The sequence below is a fragment of the Pseudomonas sp. P1_C12 genome (genome assembly GCF_056406435.1).
Window position 1 is genome coordinate 601,194 of the sequence record NZ_JBFUAE010000004.1, and the last position, 24,398, is coordinate 625,591.

The 24,398-nt window shown below is 60.5% G+C and carries 23 protein-coding genes; 9 read left to right on the forward strand and 14 right to left on the reverse strand.

The annotated features are described in order from the left end of the window. Window positions 1–77 precede the first annotated feature (77 nt). Window positions 78–1,613 carry a sensor histidine kinase gene (locus tag AC1D19_RS10105; protein WP_477763109.1) on the forward strand — a complete coding sequence of 512 codons (1,536 nt, stop codon included), beginning with the start codon at window positions 78–80 and terminating at the stop codon, window positions 1,611–1,613. A 206-nt stretch (window positions 1,614–1,819) separates the two neighbouring features. Here the strand turns inward: AC1D19_RS10105 and AC1D19_RS10110 are convergent, their stop codons facing one another. The 4 genes from AC1D19_RS10110 to glyQ all read right to left on the reverse strand — a co-directional run bounded on the left by AC1D19_RS10110 (window position 1,820) and on the right by glyQ (window position 6,245). Continuing rightward, complete coding sequence (locus AC1D19_RS10110) at window positions 1,820–2,599, reverse strand: lysophospholipid acyltransferase family protein (RefSeq protein WP_477759767.1); 780 nt, start codon at window positions 2,597–2,599, stop codon at window positions 1,820–1,822. A 91-nt stretch (window positions 2,600–2,690) separates the two neighbouring features. Next, the gene (gene gmhB / locus AC1D19_RS10115) at window positions 2,691–3,236 is read right to left on the reverse strand and encodes a D-glycero-beta-D-manno-heptose 1,7-bisphosphate 7-phosphatase (RefSeq protein ID WP_477755072.1); all 546 of its coding nucleotides are present in this window, start codon (window positions 3,234–3,236) and stop codon (window positions 2,691–2,693) included. Window positions 3,237–3,240: 4 nt separating this feature from the next. Continuing rightward, window positions 3,241–5,295: a glycine--tRNA ligase subunit beta gene (glyS, locus tag AC1D19_RS10120; RefSeq protein WP_477755067.1), complete on the reverse strand. Its 2,055-nt coding sequence runs from the start codon at window positions 5,293–5,295 to the stop codon at window positions 3,241–3,243. After that, window positions 5,292–6,245, reverse strand: a complete 954-nt coding sequence (gene glyQ, locus AC1D19_RS10125; RefSeq protein WP_003187265.1) for a glycine--tRNA ligase subunit alpha — start codon at window positions 6,243–6,245, stop codon at window positions 5,292–5,294. The genes glyS and glyQ overlap by 4 nt, the downstream gene beginning before the upstream one ends. Window positions 6,246–6,326: 81 nt before the next feature. Here glyQ and tag point away from each other — a divergent pair, with 81 nt between their 5' ends. After that, entirely contained in the window at window positions 6,327–6,884 is a 558-nt protein-coding gene (gene tag, locus AC1D19_RS10130; RefSeq protein ID WP_477755066.1) for a DNA-3-methyladenine glycosylase I, read from the forward strand. A 40-nt stretch (window positions 6,885–6,924) separates the two neighbouring features. Further along, window positions 6,925–7,812 carry a lysophospholipid acyltransferase gene (locus AC1D19_RS10135; RefSeq protein ID WP_477755065.1) on the forward strand — a complete coding sequence of 296 codons (888 nt, stop codon included), beginning with the start codon at window positions 6,925–6,927 and terminating at the stop codon, window positions 7,810–7,812. A 108-nt stretch (window positions 7,813–7,920) separates the two neighbouring features. Here the strand turns inward: AC1D19_RS10135 and AC1D19_RS10140 are convergent, their stop codons facing one another. The 5 genes from AC1D19_RS10140 to def form a co-directional block, all read right to left on the reverse strand. After that, window positions 7,921–8,244: a tetratricopeptide repeat protein gene (locus AC1D19_RS10140; protein WP_223459118.1), complete on the reverse strand. Its 324-nt coding sequence runs from the start codon at window positions 8,242–8,244 to the stop codon at window positions 7,921–7,923. A 110-nt stretch (window positions 8,245–8,354) separates the two neighbouring features. Continuing rightward, a complete protein-coding gene (gene trkA, locus AC1D19_RS10145; protein WP_429386834.1) occupies window positions 8,355–9,731 on the reverse strand; it encodes a Trk system potassium transporter TrkA in 1,377 nt (458 codons plus the stop codon). A 22-nt stretch (window positions 9,732–9,753) separates the two neighbouring features. Further along, a complete protein-coding gene (gene rsmB / locus AC1D19_RS10150; RefSeq protein WP_477763110.1) occupies window positions 9,754–11,064 on the reverse strand; it encodes a 16S rRNA (cytosine(967)-C(5))-methyltransferase RsmB in 1,311 nt (436 codons plus the stop codon). Continuing rightward, the gene (gene fmt, locus AC1D19_RS10155; protein WP_477763111.1) at window positions 11,061–12,020 is read right to left on the reverse strand and encodes a methionyl-tRNA formyltransferase; all 960 of its coding nucleotides are present in this window, start codon (window positions 12,018–12,020) and stop codon (window positions 11,061–11,063) included. The genes rsmB and fmt overlap by 4 nt, the downstream gene beginning before the upstream one ends. Window positions 12,021–12,077: 57 nt before the next feature. Continuing rightward, window positions 12,078–12,584 (reverse strand): peptide deformylase, encoded by a 507-nt coding sequence (gene def, locus AC1D19_RS10160; RefSeq protein WP_477754537.1) that lies wholly within the window; start codon window positions 12,582–12,584, stop codon window positions 12,078–12,080. A gap of 173 nt (window positions 12,585–12,757) precedes the next feature. Between def and AC1D19_RS10165 the strand changes: the two genes are divergently transcribed. From AC1D19_RS10165 to tsaC, 3 genes are all read left to right on the forward strand, one after another. Continuing rightward, window positions 12,758–13,582, forward strand: coding sequence for a peptidoglycan-binding protein (locus tag AC1D19_RS10165; RefSeq protein ID WP_477763112.1), 825 nt, complete (start codon window positions 12,758–12,760; stop codon window positions 13,580–13,582). A gap of 81 nt (window positions 13,583–13,663) precedes the next feature. After that, complete coding sequence (gene dprA / locus AC1D19_RS10170; RefSeq protein ID WP_477754535.1) at window positions 13,664–14,770, forward strand: DNA-processing protein DprA; 1,107 nt, start codon at window positions 13,664–13,666, stop codon at window positions 14,768–14,770. A gap of 54 nt (window positions 14,771–14,824) precedes the next feature. Further along, window positions 14,825–15,382 carry an L-threonylcarbamoyladenylate synthase type 1 TsaC gene (tsaC, locus tag AC1D19_RS10175; protein WP_347909892.1) on the forward strand — a complete coding sequence of 186 codons (558 nt, stop codon included), beginning with the start codon at window positions 14,825–14,827 and terminating at the stop codon, window positions 15,380–15,382. A gap of 87 nt (window positions 15,383–15,469) precedes the next feature. On the opposite strand, the gene AC1D19_RS10180 is transcribed toward tsaC, so the two are convergent. Continuing rightward, window positions 15,470–16,447 carry an NADPH:quinone reductase gene (locus AC1D19_RS10180; protein WP_477763113.1) on the reverse strand — a complete coding sequence of 326 codons (978 nt, stop codon included), beginning with the start codon at window positions 16,445–16,447 and terminating at the stop codon, window positions 15,470–15,472. A gap of 163 nt (window positions 16,448–16,610) precedes the next feature. Between AC1D19_RS10180 and hemF the strand changes: the two genes are divergently transcribed. Together hemF and aroE are read left to right on the forward strand one after the other, a co-directional pair. Continuing rightward, window positions 16,611–17,525, forward strand: coding sequence for an oxygen-dependent coproporphyrinogen oxidase (gene hemF, locus AC1D19_RS10185; protein ID WP_477763114.1), 915 nt, complete (start codon window positions 16,611–16,613; stop codon window positions 17,523–17,525). A gap of 13 nt (window positions 17,526–17,538) precedes the next feature. Beyond that, on the forward strand, window positions 17,539–18,360 hold the full coding sequence (aroE, locus tag AC1D19_RS10190; RefSeq protein WP_477763115.1) for a shikimate dehydrogenase: 822 nt from the start codon (window positions 17,539–17,541) through the stop codon (window positions 18,358–18,360). 78 nt (window positions 18,361–18,438) lie between these two features. Here the strand turns inward: aroE and AC1D19_RS10195 are convergent, their stop codons facing one another. From AC1D19_RS10195 to betC, 3 genes are all read right to left on the reverse strand, one after another. Then, window positions 18,439–20,007 carry a SulP family inorganic anion transporter gene (locus AC1D19_RS10195; RefSeq protein WP_477763116.1) on the reverse strand — a complete coding sequence of 523 codons (1,569 nt, stop codon included), beginning with the start codon at window positions 20,005–20,007 and terminating at the stop codon, window positions 18,439–18,441. Between the two features lie 190 nt (window positions 20,008–20,197). After that, entirely contained in the window at window positions 20,198–21,118 is a 921-nt protein-coding gene (choX, locus tag AC1D19_RS10200; RefSeq protein ID WP_477763117.1) for a choline ABC transporter substrate-binding protein, read from the reverse strand. Between the two features lie 16 nt (window positions 21,119–21,134). After that, on the reverse strand, window positions 21,135–22,649 hold the full coding sequence (gene betC / locus AC1D19_RS10205; protein WP_477763118.1) for a choline-sulfatase: 1,515 nt from the start codon (window positions 22,647–22,649) through the stop codon (window positions 21,135–21,137). Between the two features lie 114 nt (window positions 22,650–22,763). On the opposite strand from betC, the gene AC1D19_RS10210 reads away from it, so the two are divergent. Further along, window positions 22,764–23,714, forward strand: a complete 951-nt coding sequence (locus tag AC1D19_RS10210; protein ID WP_150728139.1) for a choline sulfate utilization transcriptional regulator — start codon at window positions 22,764–22,766, stop codon at window positions 23,712–23,714. Here the strand turns inward: AC1D19_RS10210 and AC1D19_RS10215 are convergent. Next, the gene (locus AC1D19_RS10215; protein WP_477754527.1) at window positions 23,711–24,373 is read right to left on the reverse strand and encodes an NAD(P)-dependent oxidoreductase; all 663 of its coding nucleotides are present in this window, start codon (window positions 24,371–24,373) and stop codon (window positions 23,711–23,713) included. The genes AC1D19_RS10210 and AC1D19_RS10215 overlap by 4 nt on opposite strands. Window positions 24,374–24,398 lie beyond the last annotated feature (25 nt).

Genomic DNA, 24,398 nt, shown 5'->3' on the forward strand with positions numbered 1-24,398 from the left:
GTCCGCTATGATTCTTTGAGTCGACACCTCTGGCGTAGGAATCATGAAATCATTCACCCCGCCCTGTCCTGTTGGCCATGTTTGACCAACGCCGCCGTGAAAGCCGAGAGCCAAGCCAGGTACAGCGATTGTTTCGGCAATTGGTCCGCGAGTGGTTGTGGATAAGTCTCGTGCTGTTGCCGCTGACAACGTTGCTGTCCTATCGCGCGCAAATCAACTTGGGCGATGCATCCCCAGGCTTGAGTGCATGGCTTTCCCTTGGTCTGGTGACGTGCGTACTCGGGCTGTTGCTGTGGCGCCCGCGCCTGGCGCTCTGGCTGACGCTCACGGGGATGGCTTGTGCGTTGCTGATCAGCGCCGGCCTTGCGGAGTTCAAGCGCTGGTGGTGGTCTCCGACGCCTGCGGTGCTGGGGATGCTGTTTGGTTATCTGATCTGGAACTGGCGGCGCCTCAGTGTGGTGCTGACCTATTTCGGTTGGGAATTGGCGCGGCTGGACAGCGAGCCGAAAGTGTTTCCGGAGCGCCGTCGTGCCCAGTATCCCGGTGGCGACCGTTTGCAGAAGCAGATCATGGCGCTGGAACAAGCCATGAGCCTGACCCGCGATACCCACCGATTCATCGCCGATGGTCTGGAGTACTTGCCGGTGGCCACGTTGATCAGCGATCCCCAAGGGCAGATTCTGCTCGGCAACCGCAAGGCTCGCGACCTGTTTGGCGGGGATCTGGTCGGCGATGATGTGCTCGGGCGACTTAAACAGCTCGGTTATCCGGATATGAGCCGTGGGCCGGGCTCGTCTTTATCGACACTGCCGCTGCTGGAGTTTCGCGACCTCAAGGAGCGCAGCCTGCGTCTGGAGCGTGCCGGGTTGTTGCCGGTAGACGGTGATATTCCGGTCGGCTGGCTATGGAACCTGACTGATTTGAGTGTTGAGCGCGATGCGGAGGAACAGCGCGCGGTCCTGTTGCGGTTCCTGTCCCACGACCTGCGGGCGCCTCACTCGGCCATCCTTGCGTTGCTCGACGTCCACCGTCATCAGGTGGGCGGTGATTCGCAACTCTTTGATCAAATCGAGCTACAGGTACGTCGGGCCCTGGAACTGACTGACGGTTTCGTACAACTGGCGAGGGCCGAGTCCGAGGCTTATCAGTTTCAGCCGAGCCTGTTTGCGATGCTGGTGCTGGATGTGTTCGACCAGGCGCTGCCCATCGCGCAGCTGAAACAGATCGAACTGGTTCATCAAGTGGAAGAGGAAGCCCAGGAAAGTCTGGTTCTGGCGGATCAGGCGCTGCTGACCCGGGCGTTGTTCAATCTGCTGGAAAACGCCATCAAATACAGTGTTTCAGGTACTCGTATCCGTTTGCGCGTCAGTCAACGCGACGGCTGGCTGATCTGTGAGCTCATCGATCAGGGCAAAGGCATCGCCGCTGAGGAGTTACCCGAACTGTTCAGCCAATACCGACGCTTTTCTTCCGCCCAGGGTATCGATGGTGTGGGATTGGGATTATCGATGGTCAAAGCCGTTGTGGATCGGCACGGCGGGCGAGTCGAGTGTCAGAGCGAGGTGGGTCAGGGCACGACATTCAGGCTGCAATTTCCACTGTTTACAGAATGAAAGCGGTCGCCCTGTCCTGCCGACAATCTGCGATTGTTCCGGGCATAAAAAAACCGGCTATATCAGCCGGTTTTTTTACGTCCGAAAAAAACTTATGCACGTTTTTATGGTTTTTATCTCTCTGAGAAATATGTAAAAAAATCATGAAGTTACGTACAAATAACGACGGTTTTCAATGAAACGGTACACAGGTTATCCACAGAATCTCAGACAGCCACCTGATCGTTTGAAACCGGCGCTTGCGGAGCCGGTGGCAGCGAGCCCATTTCCCGTTGCATCTGCTCGTTCCACGCCTGGACCCGGTCGTTCAATTCGGCAATGGCTCGTGGCCCGTTGCCTTCGGCATACATCGGCTCGCCAATGATCACAGTGATGATGCCCTGCTTCTTCGCCCAACCGGTTTTCGGCCAGAACTTGCCTGCGTTGTGCGCAATCGGCAGCACCGGCAATTCGGCATTGACCGCTAATGCGCTGCCACCGCGCGAGAACTTTCCGACGGTGCCGAAAGGAACGCGCGTGCCTTCAGGGAAGATCAGCACCCAGACATTGTCCTTGAGCAGTTCATCGCCCTTCTTCGCAACATGCTTGAGTGCGGCTTTCGGGTTGTCGCGATCGATGGCGATCGGTCGCAGCATGGCCATGGCCCAACCGAAGAACGGCACATAGAGCAATTCACGTTTGAGCACCTGGCTCAGCGGTGAAAAGTAGGCAGAGAGAAAGAACGTCTCCCACGTGCTCTGGTGGTTCGACTGAATGACGCAAGGCCGTTCAGGTACGTTCTCGGCACCCTTCACTTCGTAGCGGATACCCAGAAACACTTTGCTCAGCCATAAGGCGCAGCGGCACCAGTACACGTTGATAAAGCGGTAACGTGCCTTGAATGGCAGAAACGGCGCGATAAAAAAGCTCAGGCTGCACCACAGCAAGGAGCTGGTGCCCAGCAGCAGGTAAAAGAGGAAGGTTCTGATGGCCTGCAATATCGACATGGTGACGTTTACCGTTGCGGGAATTGCCCGTCCTATATAAAGCGCACTTCCCTTTCATCCCTGGTCAGGACCAATCGAAGCGCACACTTACTCAAGGGCATTTGTGGATAAGTTCTGCGGCAATCGCCGCCAGATCGTCAAAAATCAATGTGCCTACCGGAAGGGTCTTGCCCAAAGTCTTTTCGCCTTTCCCGGTCTTTACCAAAACTGGCTGTGAATCGACGGCTTTGGCGGCTTCCAGGTCACCAAGGCTGTCACCGACGAACCAGAGATTGGTCAGCGACACGTTGTAATGAGCGGCGATGGTTTTCAACATCCCGGGTTTCGGCTTGCGACAATCGCAGCCTTCGTCCGGCCCGTGCGGGCAGTAGACGATCAGGCCGACTTCACCGCCCTGCTCCGCCACCAGCGCGCGCAAGCGCTCGTGCATGGCATCCAGGGTGGCGAGGTCGTAATAGCCGCGAGCGATGCCCGACTGGTTGGTAGCGACCGCTACCGTCCAGCCGGCCTTGCTCAACTGCGCGATGGCTTCGATCGAACCGGGGAGTGGAATCCACTCCTCCACTGACTTGATGTAAGCGTCGGAGTCGTAATTGATCACTCCGTCCCGATCGAGAATCAGCAGTTTCAACAGCAGTCCCTCAACCCAGCAGCGAAATGTCGGCGACGCCGAGGAACAAACCACGCAGACGCGCCAGCAACGCATAACGGTTGGCACGGACTTTTGCGTCCTCCGCGTTGACCATCACGGCTTCGAAGAACGCATCCACCGGCTCGCGCAGTGCAGCCAGGCGCGCCAGCGATTCGCTGTACTGACGGGTCGCAGCCATTGGCTGCACCGCTTGATCCGCTTGCTGGATCGCCGAGTACAGGGAGAACTCGGCGGCGTTGTCGAAGTACTTGGCTTCGACGGTGGTCGGCATGCTGCCTTCGAGTTTGCTCAGCAGGTTCGATACGCGCTTGTTCACCGCGGCCAGTGCAGCGGCTTCCGGCAATTTGCGGAACGCTTCCACCGCTTGTACGCGCTGATCGAAATCCAGGGCCGAACCCGGTTTCAGGGCACGTACCGACAGGTAGGTGGCGACGTCGACGCCTTCGTCTTCGTAACGGGCACGCAGACGGTCGAAGATGAACTCCAGCACCGAATCAGCCAGGCCGGCAGCCTTGACCTTGCTGCCGAACGAGTTGACGGCGAAGGCCACGGCGTCGGTCAGGTCGAGGTCGAGCTTCTTGTCGATCAGGATCCGCAGCACACCGAGCGCGGCACGGCGCAGGGCATACGGGTCTTTGCTACCGGTGGGCAGCATGCCGACACCGAAGATCCCGACCAGGGTGTCGAGCTTGTCGGCGATCGCCACGGCCGCACCGGTCAGGGTGGTCGGCAGTTCAGCGCCGGCACCGCGCGGCATGTATTGCTCGTTCAGCGCCAGCGCGACATCTTCCGGCTCGCCATCGTTGAGGGCGTAGTAGTAACCGGCGACACCTTGCATCTCCGGGAACTCACCGACCATCTCGGTCGCCAGATCACATTTGGACAGCAGACCGGCACGCGCCGCCCATTGAGCGTTACCGCCAATGTGTGGAGCGATGAACGCGGCCAGTCTGGAAACGCGTTCGGCCTTGTCGTAGACGCTGCCGAGTTTTTCCTGGAACACCACGTTTTGCAGGCGCAGGTTGAAGTCTTCGAGCTTCTGCTTCTTGTCTTGCTTGAAGAAGAACTCAGCGTCGGTCAGGCGTGGGCGAACCACTTTCTCGTTACCGGCGATGATCTGCTGTGGATCTTTACTCTCGATGTTGGCCACAGTAATGAAACGTGGCAGCAACTTGCCGTCGGCGTCCAGCAGGCAGAAATATTTCTGGTTGTCCTGCATGGTGGTGATCAGCGCTTCTTGCGGCACATCGAGGAAGCGTTCCTCGAACGAGCACACCAGCGGCACTGGCCATTCGACCAGCGCGGTCACTTCATCGAGTAGGGCTGGCGGAACGATTGCCGTGCCTTCCTGACGGGTGGCCAGCTCCTCGGTGCGCTTGCTGATGATCTCGCGACGCTCGTTGGCGTCGGCCAGCACATAGGCGGCACGCAGGTCGGCCAGGTAGCTGGACGGCGAGCCGATGCGCACGCTTTCCGGGTGGTGGAAGCGGTGACCACGGGAATCGCGGCCGGCCTTCTGGGCGAGGATGGTGCAATCGATGACCTGGTCACCGAGCAGCATCACCAGCCATTGGGTCGGACGAACGAATTCTTCCTTGCGCGCGCCCCAACGCATGCGTTTCGGGATCGGCAGGTCGTTCAGGGAATCTTCGACGATGGTCGGCAGCAGGCTCGCGGTCGCCTTGCCGGCGATGCTCTGGCTGTAGCGCAGCTTCGGGCCGCTCTGATCGATTTCGCTCAGATCGACGCCGCACTTCTTGGCAAAGCCCAGTGCCGCTTGGGTCGGGTTGCCTTCGGCATCGAACGCGGCCTGACGTGGCGGGCCATCGAGGTTGATGCTGCGATCCGGCTGCTGGGTGGCCAGTGCGGTGATCAGCACGGCCAGGCGGCGCGGGGCGGCATAAACGGTTTTGCTTTCGTAGTTCAGGCCGGCGGCTTGCAGGCCTTTGTCGATACCGGCGAGGAACGCCTCGGCCAGGGTGTTCAGGGCTTTAGGTGGCAGTTCTTCAGTGCCCAGTTCAACCAGAAAATCCAGAGCACTCATTGTGCAGCCTCCAGCTTGGCCAGTACTTCATCACGCAGGTCCGGGGTCGCCATCGGGAAGCCCAGCTTGGCGCGAGCCAGCAGGTAGGCTTGCGCAACGGAACGCGCCAGGGTGCGTACACGCAGGATGTATTGCTGACGCGCAGTCACCGAGATTGCCCGGCGCGCATCCAGCAGGTTGAAGGTGTGGGAAGCCTTCAACACCATTTCATAGCTCGGCAACGGCAGCGGCTGGTCGAGTTCGATCAGGCGCTTGGCTTCGCTTTCGTAGAAATCGAACAGTTCGAACAGTTTGTCGACGTTGGCGTGTTCGAAGTTGTAAGTGGACTGCTCCACTTCGTTCTGGTGGAACACGTCGCCGTAGGTCACTTTACCGAACGGACCGTCAGCCCAGACCAGGTCGTAGACCGAGTCCACGCCTTGCAGGTACATGGCCAGACGCTCGAGACCGTAGGTGATCTCGCCGGTCACCGGATAGCACTCGATGCCGCCCGCTTGCTGGAAGTAGGTGAACTGGGTCACTTCCATGCCGTTGAGCCAGACTTCCCAGCCCAGACCCCAGGCGCCAAGGGTCGGCGATTCCCAGTTGTCTTCGACGAAGCGGATGTCGTGGACCAGCGGGTCCAGGCCGACGTGCTTGAGGGAGCCCAGGTACAGTTCCTGGAAGTTGTCCGGGTTCGGCTTCAGGACCACCTGGAACTGGTAGTAGTGCTGCAGACGGTTCGGGTTTTCGCCGTAGCGGCCGTCAGTCGGACGGCGGCTTGGCTGCACGTAGGCGGCGTTCCAGGTTTCCGGGCCGATGGCGCGCAGGAATGTAGCAGTGTGGAAAGTGCCGGCGCCTACTTCCATATCGTAGGGCTGAAGTACCACACAACCTTGCTCGGCCCAGTATTGCTGGAGGGCGAGGATCAAGTCTTGGAAGGTACGCACGGCTGGCGTAGGCTGGCTCACGAAATTCACCTGTTTCTTGGGCTGCGATTTAAAGAGCGGGAGTATACCCGATTCATGGCTGCGCACGCCCCCTGGAGCCTTATGCCACGCTGCTTTTGGTGTTCCGAAGATCCGCTGTACATGGCATATCACGATCAGGAGTGGGGCACGCCGCTACGCGATGCGCAGGGATTGTTCGAGTTGCTTTTGCTCGAAGGGTTCCAGGCCGGCCTTTCCTGGATCACCGTGCTGCGCAAACGCGAGCATTATCGTCAGGTGATGTTCGGTTTTGATGTCCAGCGCGTGGCGCAGATGAGCGATGCCGAAATCGACGAGTTGATGCTCGATCCGGGCATCATCCGCAACCGCCTCAAGCTCAACGCGGCCCGGCGCAATGCCCAGGCCTGGCTGGCGCTGGAGGACCCGGTGGAATTTCTCTGGTCGTTCGTCGGTGGCACGCCTGTGATCAATCATTTCAAGGATCGCAGCGAAGTGCCGGCCGTGACGCCGCCCGCCGTGGAAATGAGCAAAGGCTTGAAAAAAGCCGGTTTCACCTTCGTCGGGCCGACCATTTGCTACGCGCTGATGCAGGCCTCGGGCATGGTCATGGATCACACCCGCGATTGCGACCGCTACGCGCAGCTGGCGAACGCCGGTTAGAATGGCCGCCTCGCGCACAGCACAAGATCAGGAGTGACCTGTGGATAAGTTGAAAGGCGCCTTGCTGGTAGGCGCTCTGCGGCTGTTTGCCCTGCTTCCGTGGCGGGCCGTGCAGGCCGTGGGCTCGGCAATTGGCTGGGTCATGTGGAAAACCCCGAACCGTTCCCGCGACGTGGTACGGATCAATCTGTCCAAGTGCTTTCCGGACATGGACCCCGCTGAGCGTGAACGCCTGGTGGGCCAGAGCCTGAAGGATATCGGCAAGTCCCTGACCGAAAGCGCCTGTGCCTGGATCTGGCCGGCCCAGCGCTCCATCGACCTGGTGCGCGAGGTCGAGGGCCTCGACATATTGAAGGACGCCCTCGCCTCCGGCAAAGGCGTGGTCGGCATCACCAGCCACCTGGGCAACTGGGAAGTGCTCAACCACTTCTACTGCAGCCAGTGCAAACCGATCATTTTTTACCGTCCGCCCAAATTGAAGGCGGTGGATGAATTGCTGCAAAAGCAGCGGGTGCAACTGGGTAACAAGGTCGCTGCTTCCACCAAGGAAGGCATCCTCAGCGTCATCAAGGAAGTGCGCAAAGGGGGGGCAGTGGGCATTCCGGCTGACCCGGAACCGGCCGAATCCGCCGGGATCTTCGTGCCGTTCTTTGCCACTCAGGCCCTGACCAGTAAATTCGTGCCGAACATGCTCGCGGGTGGCAAAGCGGTCGGCGTGTTCCTGCACGCCCTGCGTCTGCCTGACGGTTCGGGCTACAAAGTGATCCTCGAAGCCGCGCCAGAAGCCATGTACAGCACCGATACCGCGGAGTCTTGCGCGGCCATGAGCCAGGTGGTCGAGCGCTATGTGCGGGCGTATCCGAGCCAGTACATGTGGAGCATGAAGCGCTTCAAGAAGCGTCCGCCGGGTGAAGCTCGCTGGTATTGATGCAAAAAATCAAAAGATCGCAGGCTTCGCCAGCTCCTACAAAGGCTCGGCGTACACCCCGTAGGAGCTGCCGAAGGCTCGGGCCGCGTTCGGACGATCTTTTGATCTTTATTGGCCTGCGTGCGCCTGACGCTCGAGCTTCTTCAGGAACACCGTCATTTCCTTCTCGGCCTGTTTGTCACCATGGCCGCGAGCAGCTTCCAGGCCTTGCTCCCAGGCTTGCCGCGCGGCCGCAAAGTCCGCCAGCGCCAGATGGGCCTTGCCCAGTAGTTTCCACGCCGCCGAATACTTCGGATCGAATTCGACGCAGCGCTGGAAATGCTCCACTGCCTTGGCATTCTCTCCCAGATCCAGATAACCCTTGCCCAGGCCGAAGCGCAGCAAAGCGTTATCCACACCCTTGGCGAGCATTTTTTCCAGGGATTCGATCATGTTGGTTCCTTTGGCGCGTTGAAGCGAAGATCAAAAGATCGCAGCCTGCGGCAGCTCCTACACCGATCCATGTAGGAGCTGCCGAAGGCTGCGATCCTGGCAATGTTGGATCAGAAGAAGCTCAACCCCACATGGAATAACTTCTCCACATCGCGAATATGCTTTTTATCCACAAGGAACAAAATTACATGGTCGCCCGTTTCGATCACGGTGTCGTCATGGGCAATGATCACTTCTTCGTCGCGGATAATCGCACCGATAGTGGTGCCCGGTGGCAGGCCGATGTTCTCGATGGCCTTGCCGATCACCTTGCTCGATTTCGCATCGCCATGGGCGATCGCCTCGATGGCTTCTGCCGCACCCCGGCGCAGTGAGTGCACGCTGACGATGTCGCCCCGGCGCACGTGGGCCAGCAAGGTGCCAATGGTCGCCAGTTGCGGGCTGATGGCGATGTCGATGTCGCCGCCCTGGATCAGATCGACATAAGCCGGGTTGTTGATGATGGTCATCACCTTCTTCGCACCGAGGCGTTTGGCCAGCAGCGAAGACATGATATTGGCTTCGTCGTCGTTGGTCAGGGCCAGGAACAGATCGGCGTCGGCAATGTTCTCTTCCATCAACAGGTCGCGGTCCGAAGCGCTGCCCTGCAACACCACGGTGCTGTCGAGGTGGTCCGAGAGATGACGGCAACGTGCCGGATTCATCTCGATGATCTTTACCTGATAACGGCTTTCGATGGCCTCGGCCAGACGCTCGCCGATCTGCCCGCCACCGGCGATGACGATGCGTTTGTAGGTTTCGTCGAGACGGCGCATTTCGCTCATGACCGCGCGAATGTTCGCTTTGGCGGCGATGAAAAACACTTCGTCGTCGGCCTCGATCACCGTGTCGCCTTGGGGCAGGATCGGTCGGTCGCGACGGAAAATCGCCGCGACGCGGGTTTCCACGTTCGGCATGTGTTCGCGCAGCTGCCGCAGTTGCTGACCCACCAGCGGCCCGCCGTAATAAGCCCGCACGGCCACCAATTGCGCCTTGCCTTCGGCGAAGTCGATCACCTGCAAGGCGCCGGGATGCTGGATCAGGCGCTTGATGTAGTTGGTAACCACTTGTTCCGGGCTGATCAGCACGTCCACCGGAATCGCTTCGTTCTGGAACAACTGCTCTTCGCGGGTCAGGTACGCGGCTTCGCGAACCCGGGCGATTTTGGTCGGAGTGTGGAACAGGGTGTGGGCGACCTGGCAGGCGACCATGTTGGTTTCGTCACTGTTGGTCACCGCGACCAGCATGTCGGCGTCATCGGCCCCGGCCTGACGCAGCACGGTCGGGAATGAACCGCGACCCTGCACCGTGCGGATGTCCAGGCGGTCGCCGAGGTCGCGCAGGCGTTCGCCATCGGTGTCGACCACGGTGATGTCGTTGGCTTCGCTGGCCAGGTGTTCCGCCAGCGAACCGCCCACCTGCCCTGCTCCGAGGATGATGATTTTCATCCATTCACTCCATTGAATCCATTTAACCGCGAGCGGCGGCGATCTTGATCAGCTTGGCGTAGTAGAACCCGTCGTGGCCGCCTTCCTGGGCCAGCAACTGGCGACCATGGGGCTGTTTGATGCCGGCCGCCGTGGCGAGGTCCAGTTCACGGGCGCCCGGCGTGCGGGCGAGGAAGGCTGCGATGACTTCAGTGTTTTCGGTCGGCAGCGTGGAACAAGTGGCGTACAGCAGAATGCCGCCCACCTCCAACGTGTTCCACATGGCGTCGAGCAATTCGCCTTGCAGCAGCGCCAGCGCGGCGATGTCGTCGGGTTGGCGGGTCAGCTTGATGTCCGGGTGACGACGAATCACACCAGTGGCCGAACATGGCGCGTCCAGCAGGATGCGCTGGAACGGCTTGCCGTCCCACCACGCCTGGGTGTCGCGGCCGTCGGCGGCAATCAGTTCGGCGCTCAGTTTCAGGCGTTCGAGGTTTTCTCGCACCCGCACCAGGCGCTTGGCCTCCAGGTCTACCGCCACGACGCCGGCCAGTTTTGGCTCGGCTTCGAGAATATGGCAGGTCTTGCCGCCGGGTGCGCAGCAGGCGTCCAGCACCCGTTGGCCCGGCGCCAGATCCAGTAGATCAGCGGCCAGTTGCGCGGCTTCGTCCTGCACACTGATCCAGCCTTCGGCGAAACCCGGCAGGCTGCGTACGTCAGCGGCGGCTTCGAGCACGATACCGTCGCGGCTATAGACACACGCAGTCGCGGCGATACCGGCGTCGGTCAACAAGCCGAGGTAGGCGTCACGGCTGTGGTGGCGACGGTTGACCCGCAGGATCATCGGCGGATGCGCGTTGTTGGCGGCGCAGATGGCTTCCCATTGCTCTGGCCAGAACGCCTTCAGGGATTTCTGCAGCCAGCGTGGGTGAGCGGTGCGCACCACCGGATCACGCTCCAGCTCGGCGAAAATCGTTTCGCTTTCGCGCTGAGCATTACGCAGCACAGCGTTGAGCAATGCCTTGGCCCAAGGTTTTTTCAGCTTGTCGGCGCAACCGACGGTTTCACCAATGGCGGCGTGGGCCGGGACGCGGGTATAGAGCAGCTGATAGAGACCGACCAGCAACAGCGCTTCGACATCGGCGTCGGCGGCCTTGAACGGTTTCTGCAGCAGCTTGGCCGCCAGTGCCGACAGGCGTGGCTGCCAGCGCGCGGTGCCGAACGCCAGGTCTTGGGTGAAACCGCGATCACGGTCCTCGACCTTGTCCAGTTGCGTTGGCAGCGAACTGTTGAGCGAGGCTTTTCCGCTCAGGACGGCAGCGAGTGCCTTGGCGGCGGCCAGACGCGGGTTCATTGAGCGTCCGCCGCTTGACCGAGGACAGTGCCAATGGCGAATTTCTCACGGCGGCTGTTGAACAGGTCGCTGAAGTTCAGCGCCTTGCCGCCGGGCAACTGCAGGCGAGTCAGGCACAAGGCCTGCTCGCCGCACGCGACGATCAGGCCTTCCTTGCTGGCGCTGAGAATTTCACCCGGGGCACCTTTGCCTTCGGCAAGGTTCGCGGCCAGCACTTTCAGTGCTTCGCCGTTCAAGGTGCTGTGGGTGATCGGCCATGGGTTGAAGGCACGCACCAGACGCTCCAGCTCAACCGCCGGTCGGGTCCAGTCGATGCGTGCTTCGTCCTTGTTCAATTTGTGCGCGTAGGTCGCCAGGCTGTCGTCCTGCACTTCGCCCTCCAGGGTTCCGGCGGCGAGGCCGGCAATCGCCTGGACCACGGCCGGAGGGCCCATTTCCGCCAGACGATCGTGCAGGCTGCCGCCGGTGTCTTCGGCGCTGATCGGCGTGGCGACCTTGAGCAGCATCGGCCCGGTGTCGAGGCCGGCCTCCATACGCATCACGGTCACGCCGCTTTCGGCGTCCCCCGCTTCCACGGCGCGCTGGATCGGCGCCGCACCACGCCAGCGCGGCAGCAGCGAGGCGTGACTGTTGATGCAACCCAGGCGCGGAATATCCAGCACCACTTGCGGCAGGATCAGGCCGTAGGCGACCACCACCATCAAGTCCGGCTTCAGTGCAGCCAGTTCAGCCTGAGCATCTTCGTTGCGCAGGGTCGGCGGTTGCAGCACCGGGATATTGTTCTCTAGAGCAAGCTGCTTGACCGGGCTCGGCATCAGTTTTTGCCCGCGACCGGCCGGACGATCCGGTTGGGTGTAGACCGCGACGATCTCGTAAGGGCTGTCGAGCAGGGCCTTGAGGTGTTCGGCGGCGAATTCCGGGGTGCCGGCAAAGACAATGCGCAGTGGCTCAGTCATGGGTGACGTCTCTTGAAAAGAAAAAGGCTTGCCGCAGCAAGCCTTTGAAGATGGGCATCAGGCGTTCTGGCGATGGAGCTTTTCCAGTTTCTTCTTGATGCGGTCGCGTTTGAGCGTGGACAGGTAATCAACGAACAATTTGCCGTTGAGGTGGTCGCATTCGTGCTGGATGCACACGGCGAGCAAATCTTCGGCGATCAGTTCGTAAGGCTGGCCGTCGCGGTCCAGCGCCTTGACCTTGACCCGTTGCGGGCGATCGACGTTTTCGTAGAAACCCGGCACCGACAGGCAGCCTTCCTGATACTGGCCCATCTCGTCGGTCAACGGTTCGAGCTCGGGGTTGATGAACACTCGCGGTTCGGTGCGGTCTTCGGAGAGGTCCATCACGACGATACGTTTGTGCACGTTGACCTGGGTAGCGGCGAGGCCGATGCCAGGCGCTTCATACATTGTTTCAAACATGTCGTCGACCAGCTGACGCACTTCGGCGTCCACTACGGCCACTGGCTTGGCGATAGTGCGCAGGCGCGGATCAGGGAATTCGAGGATGTTCAAAATGGCCATAAGCTTGATGATTGCACGTGTGAAGTAAGGTCGGGTCGATGGCCTGGCGGGTCCGAAGAAATGCAGGCTACCGTTGTAAAACGTAGCTCCCTTCTGTTGACAAGCAAGCCGGGAGCGAGCCACTGACGGCTCTGGCGTTTCACGCGAACGTACATAATAAAGGGATTCACCGCATGAGGAAATCACTACTCGCCCTGCTGCTCCTGGCCTCGGCCGGTCTGGCGTACGGGCAAGTGCAACTTCGGGAAGATATTCCCACCATAAAGCTGTCGCCTCAGGTGCGCAGCAGCCCGGTGACCGAGGCTATCCCCAGCATTGCGCTGAAATCGATCAACAGCTTTCTGCTGAGCAACCGCATCGTCGACAAGGCCGAGGATTTCGACAAGGCGCCCTACATCGTCGCTGGCGATGCCGAACGCGTACTCAGCGGCGCGGGTGACCGTATCTTTGCCCGTGGCCATTTCGATCCGGCGCAACCGGTGTACGGCATCTTCCGTCAAGGCAAGGTCTACACCGATCCGCAGAGCAAGGAAATTCTAGGGATCAACGCCGACGACATCGGCGGCGGTGAGGTCGTGGCCATCGAAGGCGACGTTGCCACCCTGGCGTTGCAACGCACGACCCAGGAAGTGCGCATCGGCGATCGCTTGTTCAGCGGTGAAGAGCACGCGATCAACTCGACCTTCACGCCCAACGCACCGAGTCACGAAATCAACGGTTTGATCATCGATGTGCCGCGTGGGGTCACGCAGATCGGCGAGTTGGACGTGGTTACGCTGAACAAGGGGCAGCGCGACGGTCTGGCCGAAGGCAATCTGCTGGCGGTGATGAAGACCGGCGAAACCGTGCGCGACCGGATCACCGGCCAGCCGTTGAAAATTCCCGATGAGCGCGCTGGTCTGCTGATGGTTTTCCGTACCTACGACAAACTCAGTTATGGGCTGGTGCTTAGCGCTTCACGCTCGCTGTCGGTGATGGACAAGGTGCGAAATCCGTAAGCGTGCTTCACAAGTTACCAACAGAGTTATCCACAGCTTATTCCCGTTTGTACGGGTACTTATTACGATCAAGGATGATCCATGTCGCTGTCTACTGTTACACCGGTTTCCCCCGCGGAACTGGAAGCTCGATTACGCCTGCATCGTTTGCCGGAACTCGGTCCTGCGCGTTTCAAGAAATTGCTCGAAGCCTTTGGTTCGGCATCCAAAGCCATTAGCGCACCGGCCAGTGCCTGGCGTTCGCTGGGTTTGCCACTGGCGTGTTCCGAGGCCAGACGAAGCACCGAGATTCGTGACGGCGCCAGCCACGCATTGGCCTGGTTAGAGCACCCGGCCCAGCATTTACTGATGTGGGACCAACCGGACTACCCGGCACTGCTGGCACAAATCAGCGATGCACCCCCGCTGTTATTTGTCGCGGGCAATCCGGGCATTCTGGAAAAACCACAACTGGCAATGGTCGGCAGCCGGCGCGCGTCCCGGCCGGGGATGGACACCGCTGCGGCGTTTTCCCGCAGCCTGGCCGGTGCCGGTTTTGTCATTACCAGCGGCCTGGCCCTGGGCATTGACGCCGCCGCGCACCAGGCCGCGCTCGACGTCGGTGGGCAAACGGTCGGTGTGCTCGGCACGGGGCTCGAGAAGTTTTATCCACAGCGAAATAGACGCCTGGCGGACGCCATGATCGCTTCGGGCAGCGCAGTGCTTTCGGAGTTTCCGCTGGATGCAGGCCCCAGCGCTGGCAACTTCCCCCGGCGCAACCGGATCATCAGTGGTTTGTCTCTCGGGGTGCTGGTGGTCGAAGCCAGTGTCGCCAGCGGTTCACTGATCACCGCGAGGCTGGCGGCGGAACAGGGGCGCGAGGTGTTTGCGATGCCCGGGTCGATCCATCACCCCGGCGCCCGCGGCTGTCATCAGTTGATTCGGGACGGTGCGGTGCTGGTGGAAACCATCGAACATATCCTTGAAGCCTTGCGCGGTTGGCAACGACTGTCGTTATCCACGCAAACCTGCACTCCTATGACGACTCACCCACTGCTGAAGCTGCTGCATGCCGCGCCTCTCACCAGCGAAGCGCTGGCCGACGCAAGCGGCTGGGCCTTGCCAAAAGTGCTGGCTGCGTTGACGGAACTGGAAATGGATGGCTGCGCCGTGTGCGAAAGCGGACGCTGGTTTGCGCGGGTGAGCTAGGTTTTATAAACAAGATCGGTAAACTGCGCAGAGCCTTATTCTGGAGTGTTTTTCATGGTCAACAGTTGGCGTGTGCAACAAGCCGCGCAAGCAATTCGCGCCGGGGCGGTGATTGCCTACCCAACCGAAGCAGTCTGGGGCCTGGGGTGCGACCCGTGGGACGAGGAAGCGGTGGAGCGTCTGCTGCTGATCAAGGGCCGGTCTGTGGATAAGGGGCTGATTCTGGTCGCCGACAATATCCGTCAATTCGATTTCCTCTTCGAAGACTTTCCCGAGTTGTGGATGGACCGCATGGCCAGCACGTGGCCAGGTCCGAACACCTGGCTGGTGCCGCACCAGAACCTGCTGCCGGAGTGGATTACCGGGGTGCATGAGACGGTAGCGCTACGCGTCAGCGATCACCCGCTGGTGCGGGACTTGTGCGCGCTGGTCGGGCCGTTGGTGTCGACGTCGGCCAACCCGCAGGGGCGCCCGGCGGCACGTACGCGGATTCGCGTCGAACAGTATTTCCGTGGCCAGGTGGATCTGGTGCTGGGTGGCAATCTGGGCGGGCGCAAGAACCCGAGCGTGATTCGCGATCTGGCGACCGGCAGGGTTGTGCGCCCGGACTGATATCACGTCATCGTTCTTCGCTGGCAAGCCAGCTCCTACAGGTTTATCGCGAAACTTGTAGGAGCTGGCTTGCCAGCGAAGGCGTCCTCAGGGCAACAAAATAACCGAGCCCGTCGTACGCCGCGCCGACAACTCGGTCTGCGCCTTCGCCGCTTCAGCCAGTGGATAACGCTGGCTGATGTCCACGGTCAGCTTGCCGCTGATGATCATCTCGAACAACTCGTCGGCCATGCGTTGCAGGTTCTCGGCGTTGTTCGCATAAGTGCCGAGGGTTGGCCGGGTCACGTACAGCGAGCCTTTCCCTGCCAGGATCCCCAGGTTCACGCCGTCGACCGCGCCGGACGCATTGCCGAAACTCACCACAAGCCCGCGTGGCGCGGCGCTGTCGAGTGAAGTCAGCCAGGTGTCTTTGCCAACGCCGTCGTACACCACCGGGACTTTTTTGCCGTCAGTCAATTCCAGCACGCGTTGCGCGACGTTTTCATGACTGTAGTCGATGGTCGCCCAGGCTCCGTTGGCCTTGGCCAGTGCAGCTTTCTCTGCCGAGCTGACCGTGCCGATCAGCTTCACGCCCAAGGCTCTGGCCCATTGGCAGGCCAGGGAACCGACCCCACCGGCCGCCGCATGGAACAAGATGGTTTCGCCACTCTTGAGTTCATAAGTCTGGCGCAGCAGGTACTGCACGGTCAGGCCCTTGAGCATCACGCCGGCGGCCTGTTCGAAGCTGATGGCGTCCGGCAGTTTCACCAGATTGGCCTCGGGCAAGACGTGAACATCGCTGTAGGCGCCCAGAGGGCCGCTGCCATAGGCCACGCGATCGCCAATCTTGAAGCGGGTCACGTCGCTGCCCACTGCCTCGACCACGCCCGCACCTTCTGAGCCAACACCCGACGGCAGGGACGGTGGTGGATACAAACCGCTGCGGTAATAGGTGTCGATGAAGTTCAGGCCGATGGCCTTGTTGGTCACGCGCACTTCCTTCGGACCTGGCTCGGCGGGTTGGTAATCCACATATTCGAGCACTTCGGGGCCGCCATGGGCGCGGAACTGGATACGCTTTGCCATCAGAACTCTCCATAGGTCGTTTTACCAAGCGCCCTATCGGACTCCTAAGCTTGATCTTCGTCAACTGCGAAGGGGTAACTTGCGATGTTATGCTACGGGCCCATTTGCGCAGGCTGAGCTCCAATGGAGCACCGCGTAGTTTTGCCCGATTCAAGGTGATGACATGACGACCCGCACCGAGGCCGTAAAAGCCTACCTGCTCGACCTGCAAGAGCGCATTTGCGCTGCCCTGGAAGCCGAAGACGGCGGCACGCAATTCGTCGAAGACACCTGGACCCGGCCTGCTGGCGGTGGCGGTCGCACCCGCGTGATCGAAAACGGCGCGGTGATTGAAAAGGGCGGCGTCAACTTTTCCCATGTCTTCGGCAGCGGTCTTCCACCGTCTGCCAGCGCTCATCGACCGGAACTGGCGGGCCGTGGCTTTGAAGCCCTGGGCGTGTCGCTGGTGATTCACCCGCACAACCCGCACGTGCCGACTTCCCACGCCAACGTGCGCTTTTTCATCGCTGAAAAAGAAGGTGAAGAACCGGTCTGGTGGTTTGGCGGCGGCTTCGACCTGACCCCGTATTACGGCAACGAAGAAGACTGCATCCACTGGCACCGCGTCGCCGAGCAGGCCTGTGCGCCGTTTGGCCCGGACGTTTACCCGCGTTACAAGGCCTGGTGCGACAGCTACTTCCACATCAAGCATCGCCACGAGCCGCGCGGCATCGGCGGGTTGTTTTTCGACGACCTGAACGAGTGGGACTTTGACACCAGCTTCGCCTTCATGCGCGCCATCGGCGACGCGTACATCGACGCCTATCTGCCGATCGTGCAGCGCCGCAAGAACGATGCGTTCACAGCCAAGCAGCGCGAGTTTCAGGAATTCCGCCGTGGCCGCTATGTTGAATTCAATCTGGTCTACGACCGTGGCACGTTGTTCGGCCTGCAATCGGGTGGACGGACCGAGTCGATCTTGATGTCGCTGCCACCACAAGTGCGCTGGGGTTACGACTGGAAGGCCGAGCCTGGCAGCGAAGAAGCGCGCCTGACCGAGTATTTCCTGCAAGACCGCGATTGGTTGGCCGAAGCCTGAATGAGGAATCCTGATGGACCGTTATGTCGTATTCGGTAACCCGATTGGCCACAGCAAGTCGCCGTTGATCCATCGTCTGTTCGCCGAGCAGACCGCGCAAAAGCTGGACTACAACACGCTGCTGGCGCCACTCGACGACTTTTCCACCTGTGCCCGGACGTTTTTCCTCGAGGGTCGCGGTGCCAATGTGACGGTGCCGTTCAAGGAAGAAGCCTATCGATTGGCGAACAGCCTGACGGCGCGGGCGCAACGGGCCGGAGCGGTGAACACCCTGAGCAAACTGGCCGATGGCAGTCTGCTGGGCGACAATACCGACGGTGCCGGGCTGGTGCGCGATCTGACGGTCAACGCCGGATTCAGCCTCAAGGGCAAACGCATCCTGTTGCTCGGCGCTGGCGGCGCGGTGCGCGGTGCTTTGGAGCCGTTGCTGGCCGAGCAACCGGCATCGGTGATCATCGCTAACCGCACGGTGGACAAGGCCGAGTTGCTGGCGGAACTGTTCTGCGATCTGGGGCCGGTCTCGGCCAGTGGCTACGACTGGTTGCAGGAGTCAGTGGACCTGATCATCAATGCGACCTCCGCGAGCCTGACGGGCGATGTGCCGCCGATTGCGCCCAGCCTGATCGAACCGGGCAAAACAGTGTGCTACGACATGATGTACGGCAAGGAACCGACCTCGTTCTGCCGCTGGGCCAGCGAACACAGGGCGGCGGTGGCGATGGATGGCTTGGGGATGCTGGCCGAGCAAGCGGCGGAAGCGTTTTTCCTGTGGCGCGGTGTGCGACCGGATACGGTGCCGGTGTTGGCTGAACTTCGCCGGCAGTTGGCCCTTTAAAGTCAAAAGATCGCAGCCTTCGGCAGCTCCTACTGGCGATCACACAACCCGTAGGAGCTGCCGAAGGCTGCGATCTCTTTAATCTTCAAACCGGATCGGGCACTTCTGCGCCCCTTCCAGCTTCCTCAGCTCTTCCACCACTTGCGGCCGGGCCCGGCGCAAGGTCAGGCTGCGGTCCTGGCGAAGCAGGCGCCGCGCTTCCTGATGCAGCATTTCCACCCCTGAATAGTCGATGAAGTTGATCTGCTGCGCCTCGATCACCACGCGCGCGCCGTGCATGCGTTGCAGGCGCACTTGCAGGTAATGGCTGGCGCCAAAAAAGATCGAACCGCCCACCCGCAGAATGTCCTCCTCGCCATCTCGCACATGCTGCACCCGTGGTTGCGATGTGCGCTTGAGGTAGAAAAAAAGCGAGGCCAGCACGCCAGCGTAGATCGCTGTCTGCAGTTCCAGCAGCAGCGTGGCGACGCAGGTCAGCGCCATGACCACGAACTCAGCGCGGCTGACCCGCAACAACGCGCGAATGCCGCGATGGTCCACCAGTCCCCAGGCGATCAACAGAATGCTGCCGGCCATGGCCGGAATCGGGATGTGCGCGATCAGGCTCGCGCCGAAGATCGCAAACAGCGCCACCCACAATGCCGAAAAAACCCCGGCCAGTGGCGAACAGGCCCCTGCTTCATAGCTCAGGGCTGAGCGAGTGAAGGAGCCGGCCGACAGCGAGCCGGAAAAAAACGCACCGACGATGTTCGACAGGCCTTGGGCACGAACTTCCTGATTCGCGTCGAGTAATTGCTGCGAACGTGCAGAAATCGAGCGGGCAATCGACAGGCTGGTGACCAGCCCGAGCATTCCGACCGCTACCGCGCTGGGTAGCAGGCGCAGGATCAGATCGAGGTCCAGCGGCAACGGACTGAAGGGCGGCAGTTTGCCAGTGAAGGCGCTGACCAGTTGCACATGGCCAAACATTGATGGCCAGAGCCAAACCAGCAAACCGCCGAGAATCAGGGTGATCAAGAGCGTCGGCCAGCGTGGCAACCACAGCTTGAGGATCACGCCCACCACCACCGTCGCCAGCCCCAGCGCCAGCGAAGGTTTGTCCATTTCGCCTAGATGGCGCAGCAACGTGATGAAACTGTCCAGCGCGGTGGCCTGGCTGGGCAAGTCCAGCCCCAGCAGGTTAGGTAATTGACCGATGGCAATCACCACGGCAGCACCCAGGGTGAAACCCAGCACCACCGAGTGAGAGACGAAATTCACCAGGGCGCCAAACCGCAGCAAACCCAGCAGCCACTGAAAGAGGCCGGCAAGAAACGTCAGCAACAGGATCAGCATGACGTAGTCCTGCGACGCCGGAACGGCCAGAGGACTGACGCTGGCGTACAAGACAATCGAGATGGCCGCCGTAGGACCGCAGATCAGATGCCACGACGAGCCCCACAGGCAGGCGATCAATACCGGGATGATCGCCGCGTACAGGCCGTATTCAGGTGGGAGACCCGCGATGAGTGCGTAGGCAATGGATTGCGGCAACGCGAGAATCGCGCCGCTGAGGCCAACGATCAGGTCACGACCAACACTGGCGCGGGTTTGCCGGGGTAGCCAGGTGAGGAAAGGGAAGAGTGAATGGCGGCTTGGCAGGGCCATGGGGCCTCTCGGGTGGGATTTTTACGAAAGAGTATCAGGACCGGACAATCATTGTGGCGAGGGAGCTTGCTCCCGCTGGACCGCGCAGCGGTCCCAAAAGGGTAATCACGATGTGTCTGTCTCATCGAGGTAACCGGATTGCGTCTGCTGCGCAGCCGAGCGGGAGCAAGCTCCCTCGCCACAGATGGCGTTACAACTTGGCTTTGACCGCCGGCAACGCGTCCTTGCCATCCACGGTCTTCACGCCATCGAGCCATTTATCCAGCACCGCCGGGTTGGCCTTGATCCACGCCTTGGCCGCGTCGGCATTGCTGACTTTCCTGTTCACCACCTCGGCCATGATGCTGTTTTCCATGTCCTGGGTGAAACTCAGGTTGGTCAGCAGTTTGCCAACGTTCGGGCAGGCCTGTGCATAACCTTTACGGGTCAGGGTATGCACACTGCCGGTGTCGCCGAAGTATTTCTCGCCACCCTTCAGATAGTGCATTTTCAGCTGCACGTTCATCGGGTGTGGGGTCCAGCCAAGGAAGGTCACGAATTTCTGTTTTTTCACTGCGCGGGACACTTCTGCCAGCATTGCCTGCTCGCTGGACTCGACCAGTTTCCACTGGCCCATGTCGAAATCGTTTTTCTTGATGATCTCTTGCAGCGAGATGTTCGCCGGCGCGCCGGAGCCGATGCCGTAGATCTTGCGGTCGAACTTGTCGGCGTATTTGTTCAGGTCGGCAAAGTCATGCACACCCGCGTCCCACACGTAGTCCGGAACGGCGAGGGTGAATTCGGTGCCGTCGAGGTTCTTCGTCAGTTGCGTGACATCGCCGTTGGCGACGAACTTGTCATAGAAGCCCTGCTGCGCCGGCATCCAGTTACCCAGGAACACATCGACCTGGCCATCCTTGAGCCCGCCAAAGGTGATCGGTACCGCGAGGGTGTCGACCTTGGCCTTGTAGCCCATGCCGTCGAGCAGAAACCCGGTGATGGCATTGGTCGCGGCGATGTCGCTCCAGCCCGGGTCGGCCATTTTCACGGTCTCGCAACTCTGATCGGCAAACGCCGATGCACTGCCCAGAGTCAGGAGCCCGACCGTCAGTACTGTGGATAACCTTTGCATGGACTTCCCCTTAACATTATTGGTTTTGGCAGGGTTGTGGATAACGTGCTTTACGCTCCAGATCGTCGAGGTCGATGTGGTTGCGCATGTACTGCTGACTGGCGTCCACCAGTGGCTGGTGATCCCAGCTCTTCAGCTTGCCGAGGGTCAGTGCCTCGGCCACGAAGCGCCGACGCCGCTGGCTGGCGAGCACCTGCTGGTGAATCGCCGGAATGTTCCATTTGGCCCGCGCTTCGGCAAGAAAATCGTCGAAAAGATGGTGATTTTGCAGCGAATGACTGAGTTCTTCCAGTTCGCTAGGGTCGTTGTGTACGTCGAAGAGTAGGCAAGGGTCGTCTTCGCTGTAGATGAATTTGTAGGCACCGCGACGGATCATCATCAGCGGGCTGATGGTGCCTTCGGCCATGTATTCGCCGAACACCTCGTCGTGGCCGCCCTGCCCTTGCAGGTGCGGGACCAGAGAGCGGCCGTCCAGCGGCAAGCCCGGTTCCAGCGAGCCGCCGGCCAGTTCGACGAAGGTCGGCAACAGGTCCGCCGTGGAAACACTGGCGCTGACCCGACCAGCGCCGAACTGCCCCGGTGCGCTTATCAGCAGCGGCACCCGTGCGGCCATTTCATACCAGTGCATTTTGTACCAGAGGCCGCGCTCGCCGAGCATGTCGCCGTGATCGCCGGAAAACACGATGATGGTGTCATCGATCAGCCCGGTATCTTCGAGGGTTTGCAGGAGTTTGCCGACGTTGCTGTCGATATAGCTGCACGCGCCGAAATAGGCACGGCGGGCATCGCGGATCTTATCCACAGGCAGCGGCTTGTCCCACAGGTCGTAGACCTTGAGCAGACGTTGCGAGTGCGGATCGAGGGCATGCGGGTCCGGGGTTGTAGGCAGCGGGATATCGGCATCGTCGTACAGATCCCAGAAAGCCTTGGGAATCGTGTACGGATCGTGTGGGTGAGTCATCGAAACAGTCAGGCAGAACGGCTGGTTGCCATCCTCGCGGATATGGTCGAACAGGTACTGCTGGGCCTTGAACACCACCTCTTCGTCGAAATCCAACTGATTGGTGCGCACGCACGGGCCGGCTTGCAGCACCGACGACATGTTGTGATACCAGGTCGGGCGCACGTCCGGTTCATCCCAGTTCACCGCCCAGCCGTAGTCGGCCGGGTAGATGTCGCTGGTCAGGCGTTCTTCGTAGCCGTGCAACTGGTCCGGGCCGCAGAAATGCATCTTGCCCGACAGGGCGGTGCGGTAGCCGAGGCGGCGCAGGTAGTGGGCGTAGGTCGGTACGTCGGCGGGGAAATCGGCGGCGTTGTCGTAGGCGCCGATCTTGCTCGGCAACTGGCCGCTGACCAGGGTGAAACGCGACGGCGCGCACAGGGGGCTGTTGCAATAAGCGGAGTCGAACACCACGCCTTGTGCGGCGAGGCGGCTGAGATGAGGCAGTTTGATGGGCGATGGGCCGTAGAACGGCAACATTGGCGCGGCCATTTGATCGGCCATGATGAAAAGAATGTTCTTGCGCTTCATGTGATCGCGGCATTCCATAGTGGATGTTTATGCGAGAGTGCTGGCTTCGAGAATGAAACCCCAGCACCTTGCGGTAAAGCCCATGCACGGCAATGACTAGGATAAGTACAGCTTATGTATGACGCCCTTGGTGACCTGTCACTGGATCTGCTTCGCGCCTTCGAAGCGGCGGCCCGTCAGCGCAGCTTTACCGCGGCGGCGGTTGAACTGGGCACCACGCAACCGGCCATCAGCCAGCAGATCAAGCGCCTGGAAGAACAACTGGCGACACGCCTGTTCGACCGTATTTATCGCGGTATCGAGTTGACTGAGGCCGGGCAGATACTTTTTGAGCAGGTTCAGCTCGGTTTGCAGAACATAGACGCAGGATTGAGCGCAATCAGCGCACAGCAACAGCATGAAGTGCTGCAGGTGGCCACGGATTTTGCCTTCGCCGCCTATTGGTTGATGCCGCGTTTGCACCGCTTTCACGCGGCCAATCCGCAAGTGGATGTCAGCCTGGTCACCAGTGAACGCAGCCATAACATGCTACGTACCGATATCGATGTGGCGGTGCTGTTCGGCGATGGCCGCTTCAAGCAGGGTGAGAGCCATTGGCTGTTCAGCGAGGAAGTGTTTCCGGTATGCAGCCCGCAGTTGTTGAGCGAACGTCCCCTGCCCTTGCCGGCCCAGGCATTGCTGGAGTTTCCGTTGCTGCACCTGCGTGGGGAACACAGCAGTAACTGGTTCGACTGGAGTGGTGTGTTCCGCGAGCTGGGCATCACCTCGCCCCCGGCGCCCGGGCAGTTGCGCTTCGACAATTACACTTTGTTGATTCAGGCGGCGATTGGCGGCCAGGGCGTAGCCATTGGCTGGCGGCACCTTGTGGATAACTTGCTGGCGCAAGGATTGTTGTGCCGACCGATCGGCGAAACGGTGATGTCGAGGCTGGGTTACTACGTGGTGCTGCCCCAGCGCAAAAGACGCGGAGCGTTAATTCAACAGTTTGTGGATTGGTTGATGGCCGAGCAGGCCAGCAGTGCGCAATCGCTCAACGGCCTGACGCTGCCGTCCATTGCGGTTTAGCTGTCGGTTGCGATGAAGTTGACGTGCTCTCGGATGTGCAGGTTCAAGTGCAATTCATCGGCAATGCCCACGGCGGTGCGGGCCAGCCGTTCCAGCGGTTCGGCCAACCGCGGCTCGAGGTTGCCACCGATTTCGGCAAAATGTTCGATGGTCAGCCCCGGTACCCCGCGCGGTTCGTTAACCAGCGTCCACTTCAAAGGACTGCTTTGCAGTGCCTCGCGGATTTCCTCGGCGGCGTGACGTTGCAAGCTGTCCTCGACTTCCGGATCGTCCAGCACGTCGAAATCACCCACCAGAAACAATCGGGAAATGTTTGCTGTCTGCATGCCATCGATTAGTGCATCCACTGCCAGCACCTGCTCGACTGGGCCCGGTACGATGGTTTTTTCTACGTGTTCGCTGTTGAACGGTAAGCCTGGAGCGTCCAGTAAACAGATGACCACGGAGCTGCCGGCCACACTCTGCTTGACCCGTTGCGCGTCGAACAGATCGCCAGTCTTGGTGCGCAGCCCCGGACGGGGTGCCAGTGCATTGAGGTCATCGAGAATTGCGATCACTTCATGCTGGCGCCGCAGCATTTCAGCCATCAGCGCACTGCCCAGGCTACTCATGGCACCATACAGCACCACTTTCACGACGGGGGTTTCGGCATTTTTCATGGCTGGGCTTCCTGTTTTCCAGCGC

Bases quoted from the DNA above. Each gene is read 5' to 3' on its own strand.
- AC1D19_RS10215 (WP_477754527.1), bottom strand. From the start codon at position 24,373: ATGAAAAATGCCGAAACCCCCGTCGTGAAAGTGGTGCTGTATGGTGCC.
- AC1D19_RS10180 (WP_477763113.1), bottom strand. From the start codon at position 16,447: ATGGCAAAGCGTATCCAGTTCCGCGCCCATGGCGGCCCCGAAGTGCTC.
- fmt (WP_477763111.1), bottom strand. From the start codon at position 12,020: ATGACTGAGCCACTGCGCATTGTCTTTGCCGGCACCCCGGAATTCGCC.
- aroE (WP_477763115.1), top strand. From the start codon at position 17,539: ATGGACCGTTATGTCGTATTCGGTAACCCGATTGGCCACAGCAAGTCG.
- tsaC (WP_347909892.1), top strand. From the start codon at position 14,825: ATGGTCAACAGTTGGCGTGTGCAACAAGCCGCGCAAGCAATTCGCGCC.
- hemF (WP_477763114.1), top strand. From the start codon at position 16,611: ATGACGACCCGCACCGAGGCCGTAAAAGCCTACCTGCTCGACCTGCAA.
- dprA (WP_477754535.1), top strand. From the start codon at position 13,664: ATGTCGCTGTCTACTGTTACACCGGTTTCCCCCGCGGAACTGGAAGCT.
- AC1D19_RS10105 (WP_477763109.1), top strand. From the start codon at position 78: ATGTTTGACCAACGCCGCCGTGAAAGCCGAGAGCCAAGCCAGGTACAG.
- trkA (WP_429386834.1), bottom strand. From the start codon at position 9,731: ATGAAAATCATCATCCTCGGAGCAGGGCAGGTGGGCGGTTCGCTGGCG.
- AC1D19_RS10140 (WP_223459118.1), bottom strand. From the start codon at position 8,244: ATGATCGAATCCCTGGAAAAAATGCTCGCCAAGGGTGTGGATAACGCT.
- AC1D19_RS10195 (WP_477763116.1), bottom strand. From the start codon at position 20,007: ATGGCCCTGCCAAGCCGCCATTCACTCTTCCCTTTCCTCACCTGGCTA.
- choX (WP_477763117.1), bottom strand. From the start codon at position 21,118: ATGCAAAGGTTATCCACAGTACTGACGGTCGGGCTCCTGACTCTGGGC.
- AC1D19_RS10165 (WP_477763112.1), top strand. From the start codon at position 12,758: ATGAGGAAATCACTACTCGCCCTGCTGCTCCTGGCCTCGGCCGGTCTG.
- def (WP_477754537.1), bottom strand. From the start codon at position 12,584: ATGGCCATTTTGAACATCCTCGAATTCCCTGATCCGCGCCTGCGCACT.
- rsmB (WP_477763110.1), bottom strand. From the start codon at position 11,064: ATGAACCCGCGTCTGGCCGCCGCCAAGGCACTCGCTGCCGTCCTGAGC.
- betC (WP_477763118.1), bottom strand. From the start codon at position 22,649: ATGAAGCGCAAGAACATTCTTTTCATCATGGCCGATCAAATGGCCGCG.
- AC1D19_RS10110 (WP_477759767.1), bottom strand. From the start codon at position 2,599: ATGTCGATATTGCAGGCCATCAGAACCTTCCTCTTTTACCTGCTGCTG.
- tag (WP_477755066.1), top strand. From the start codon at position 6,327: ATGCCACGCTGCTTTTGGTGTTCCGAAGATCCGCTGTACATGGCATAT.
- AC1D19_RS10210 (WP_150728139.1), top strand. From the start codon at position 22,764: ATGTATGACGCCCTTGGTGACCTGTCACTGGATCTGCTTCGCGCCTTC.
- glyS (WP_477755067.1), bottom strand. From the start codon at position 5,295: ATGAGTGCTCTGGATTTTCTGGTTGAACTGGGCACTGAAGAACTGCCA.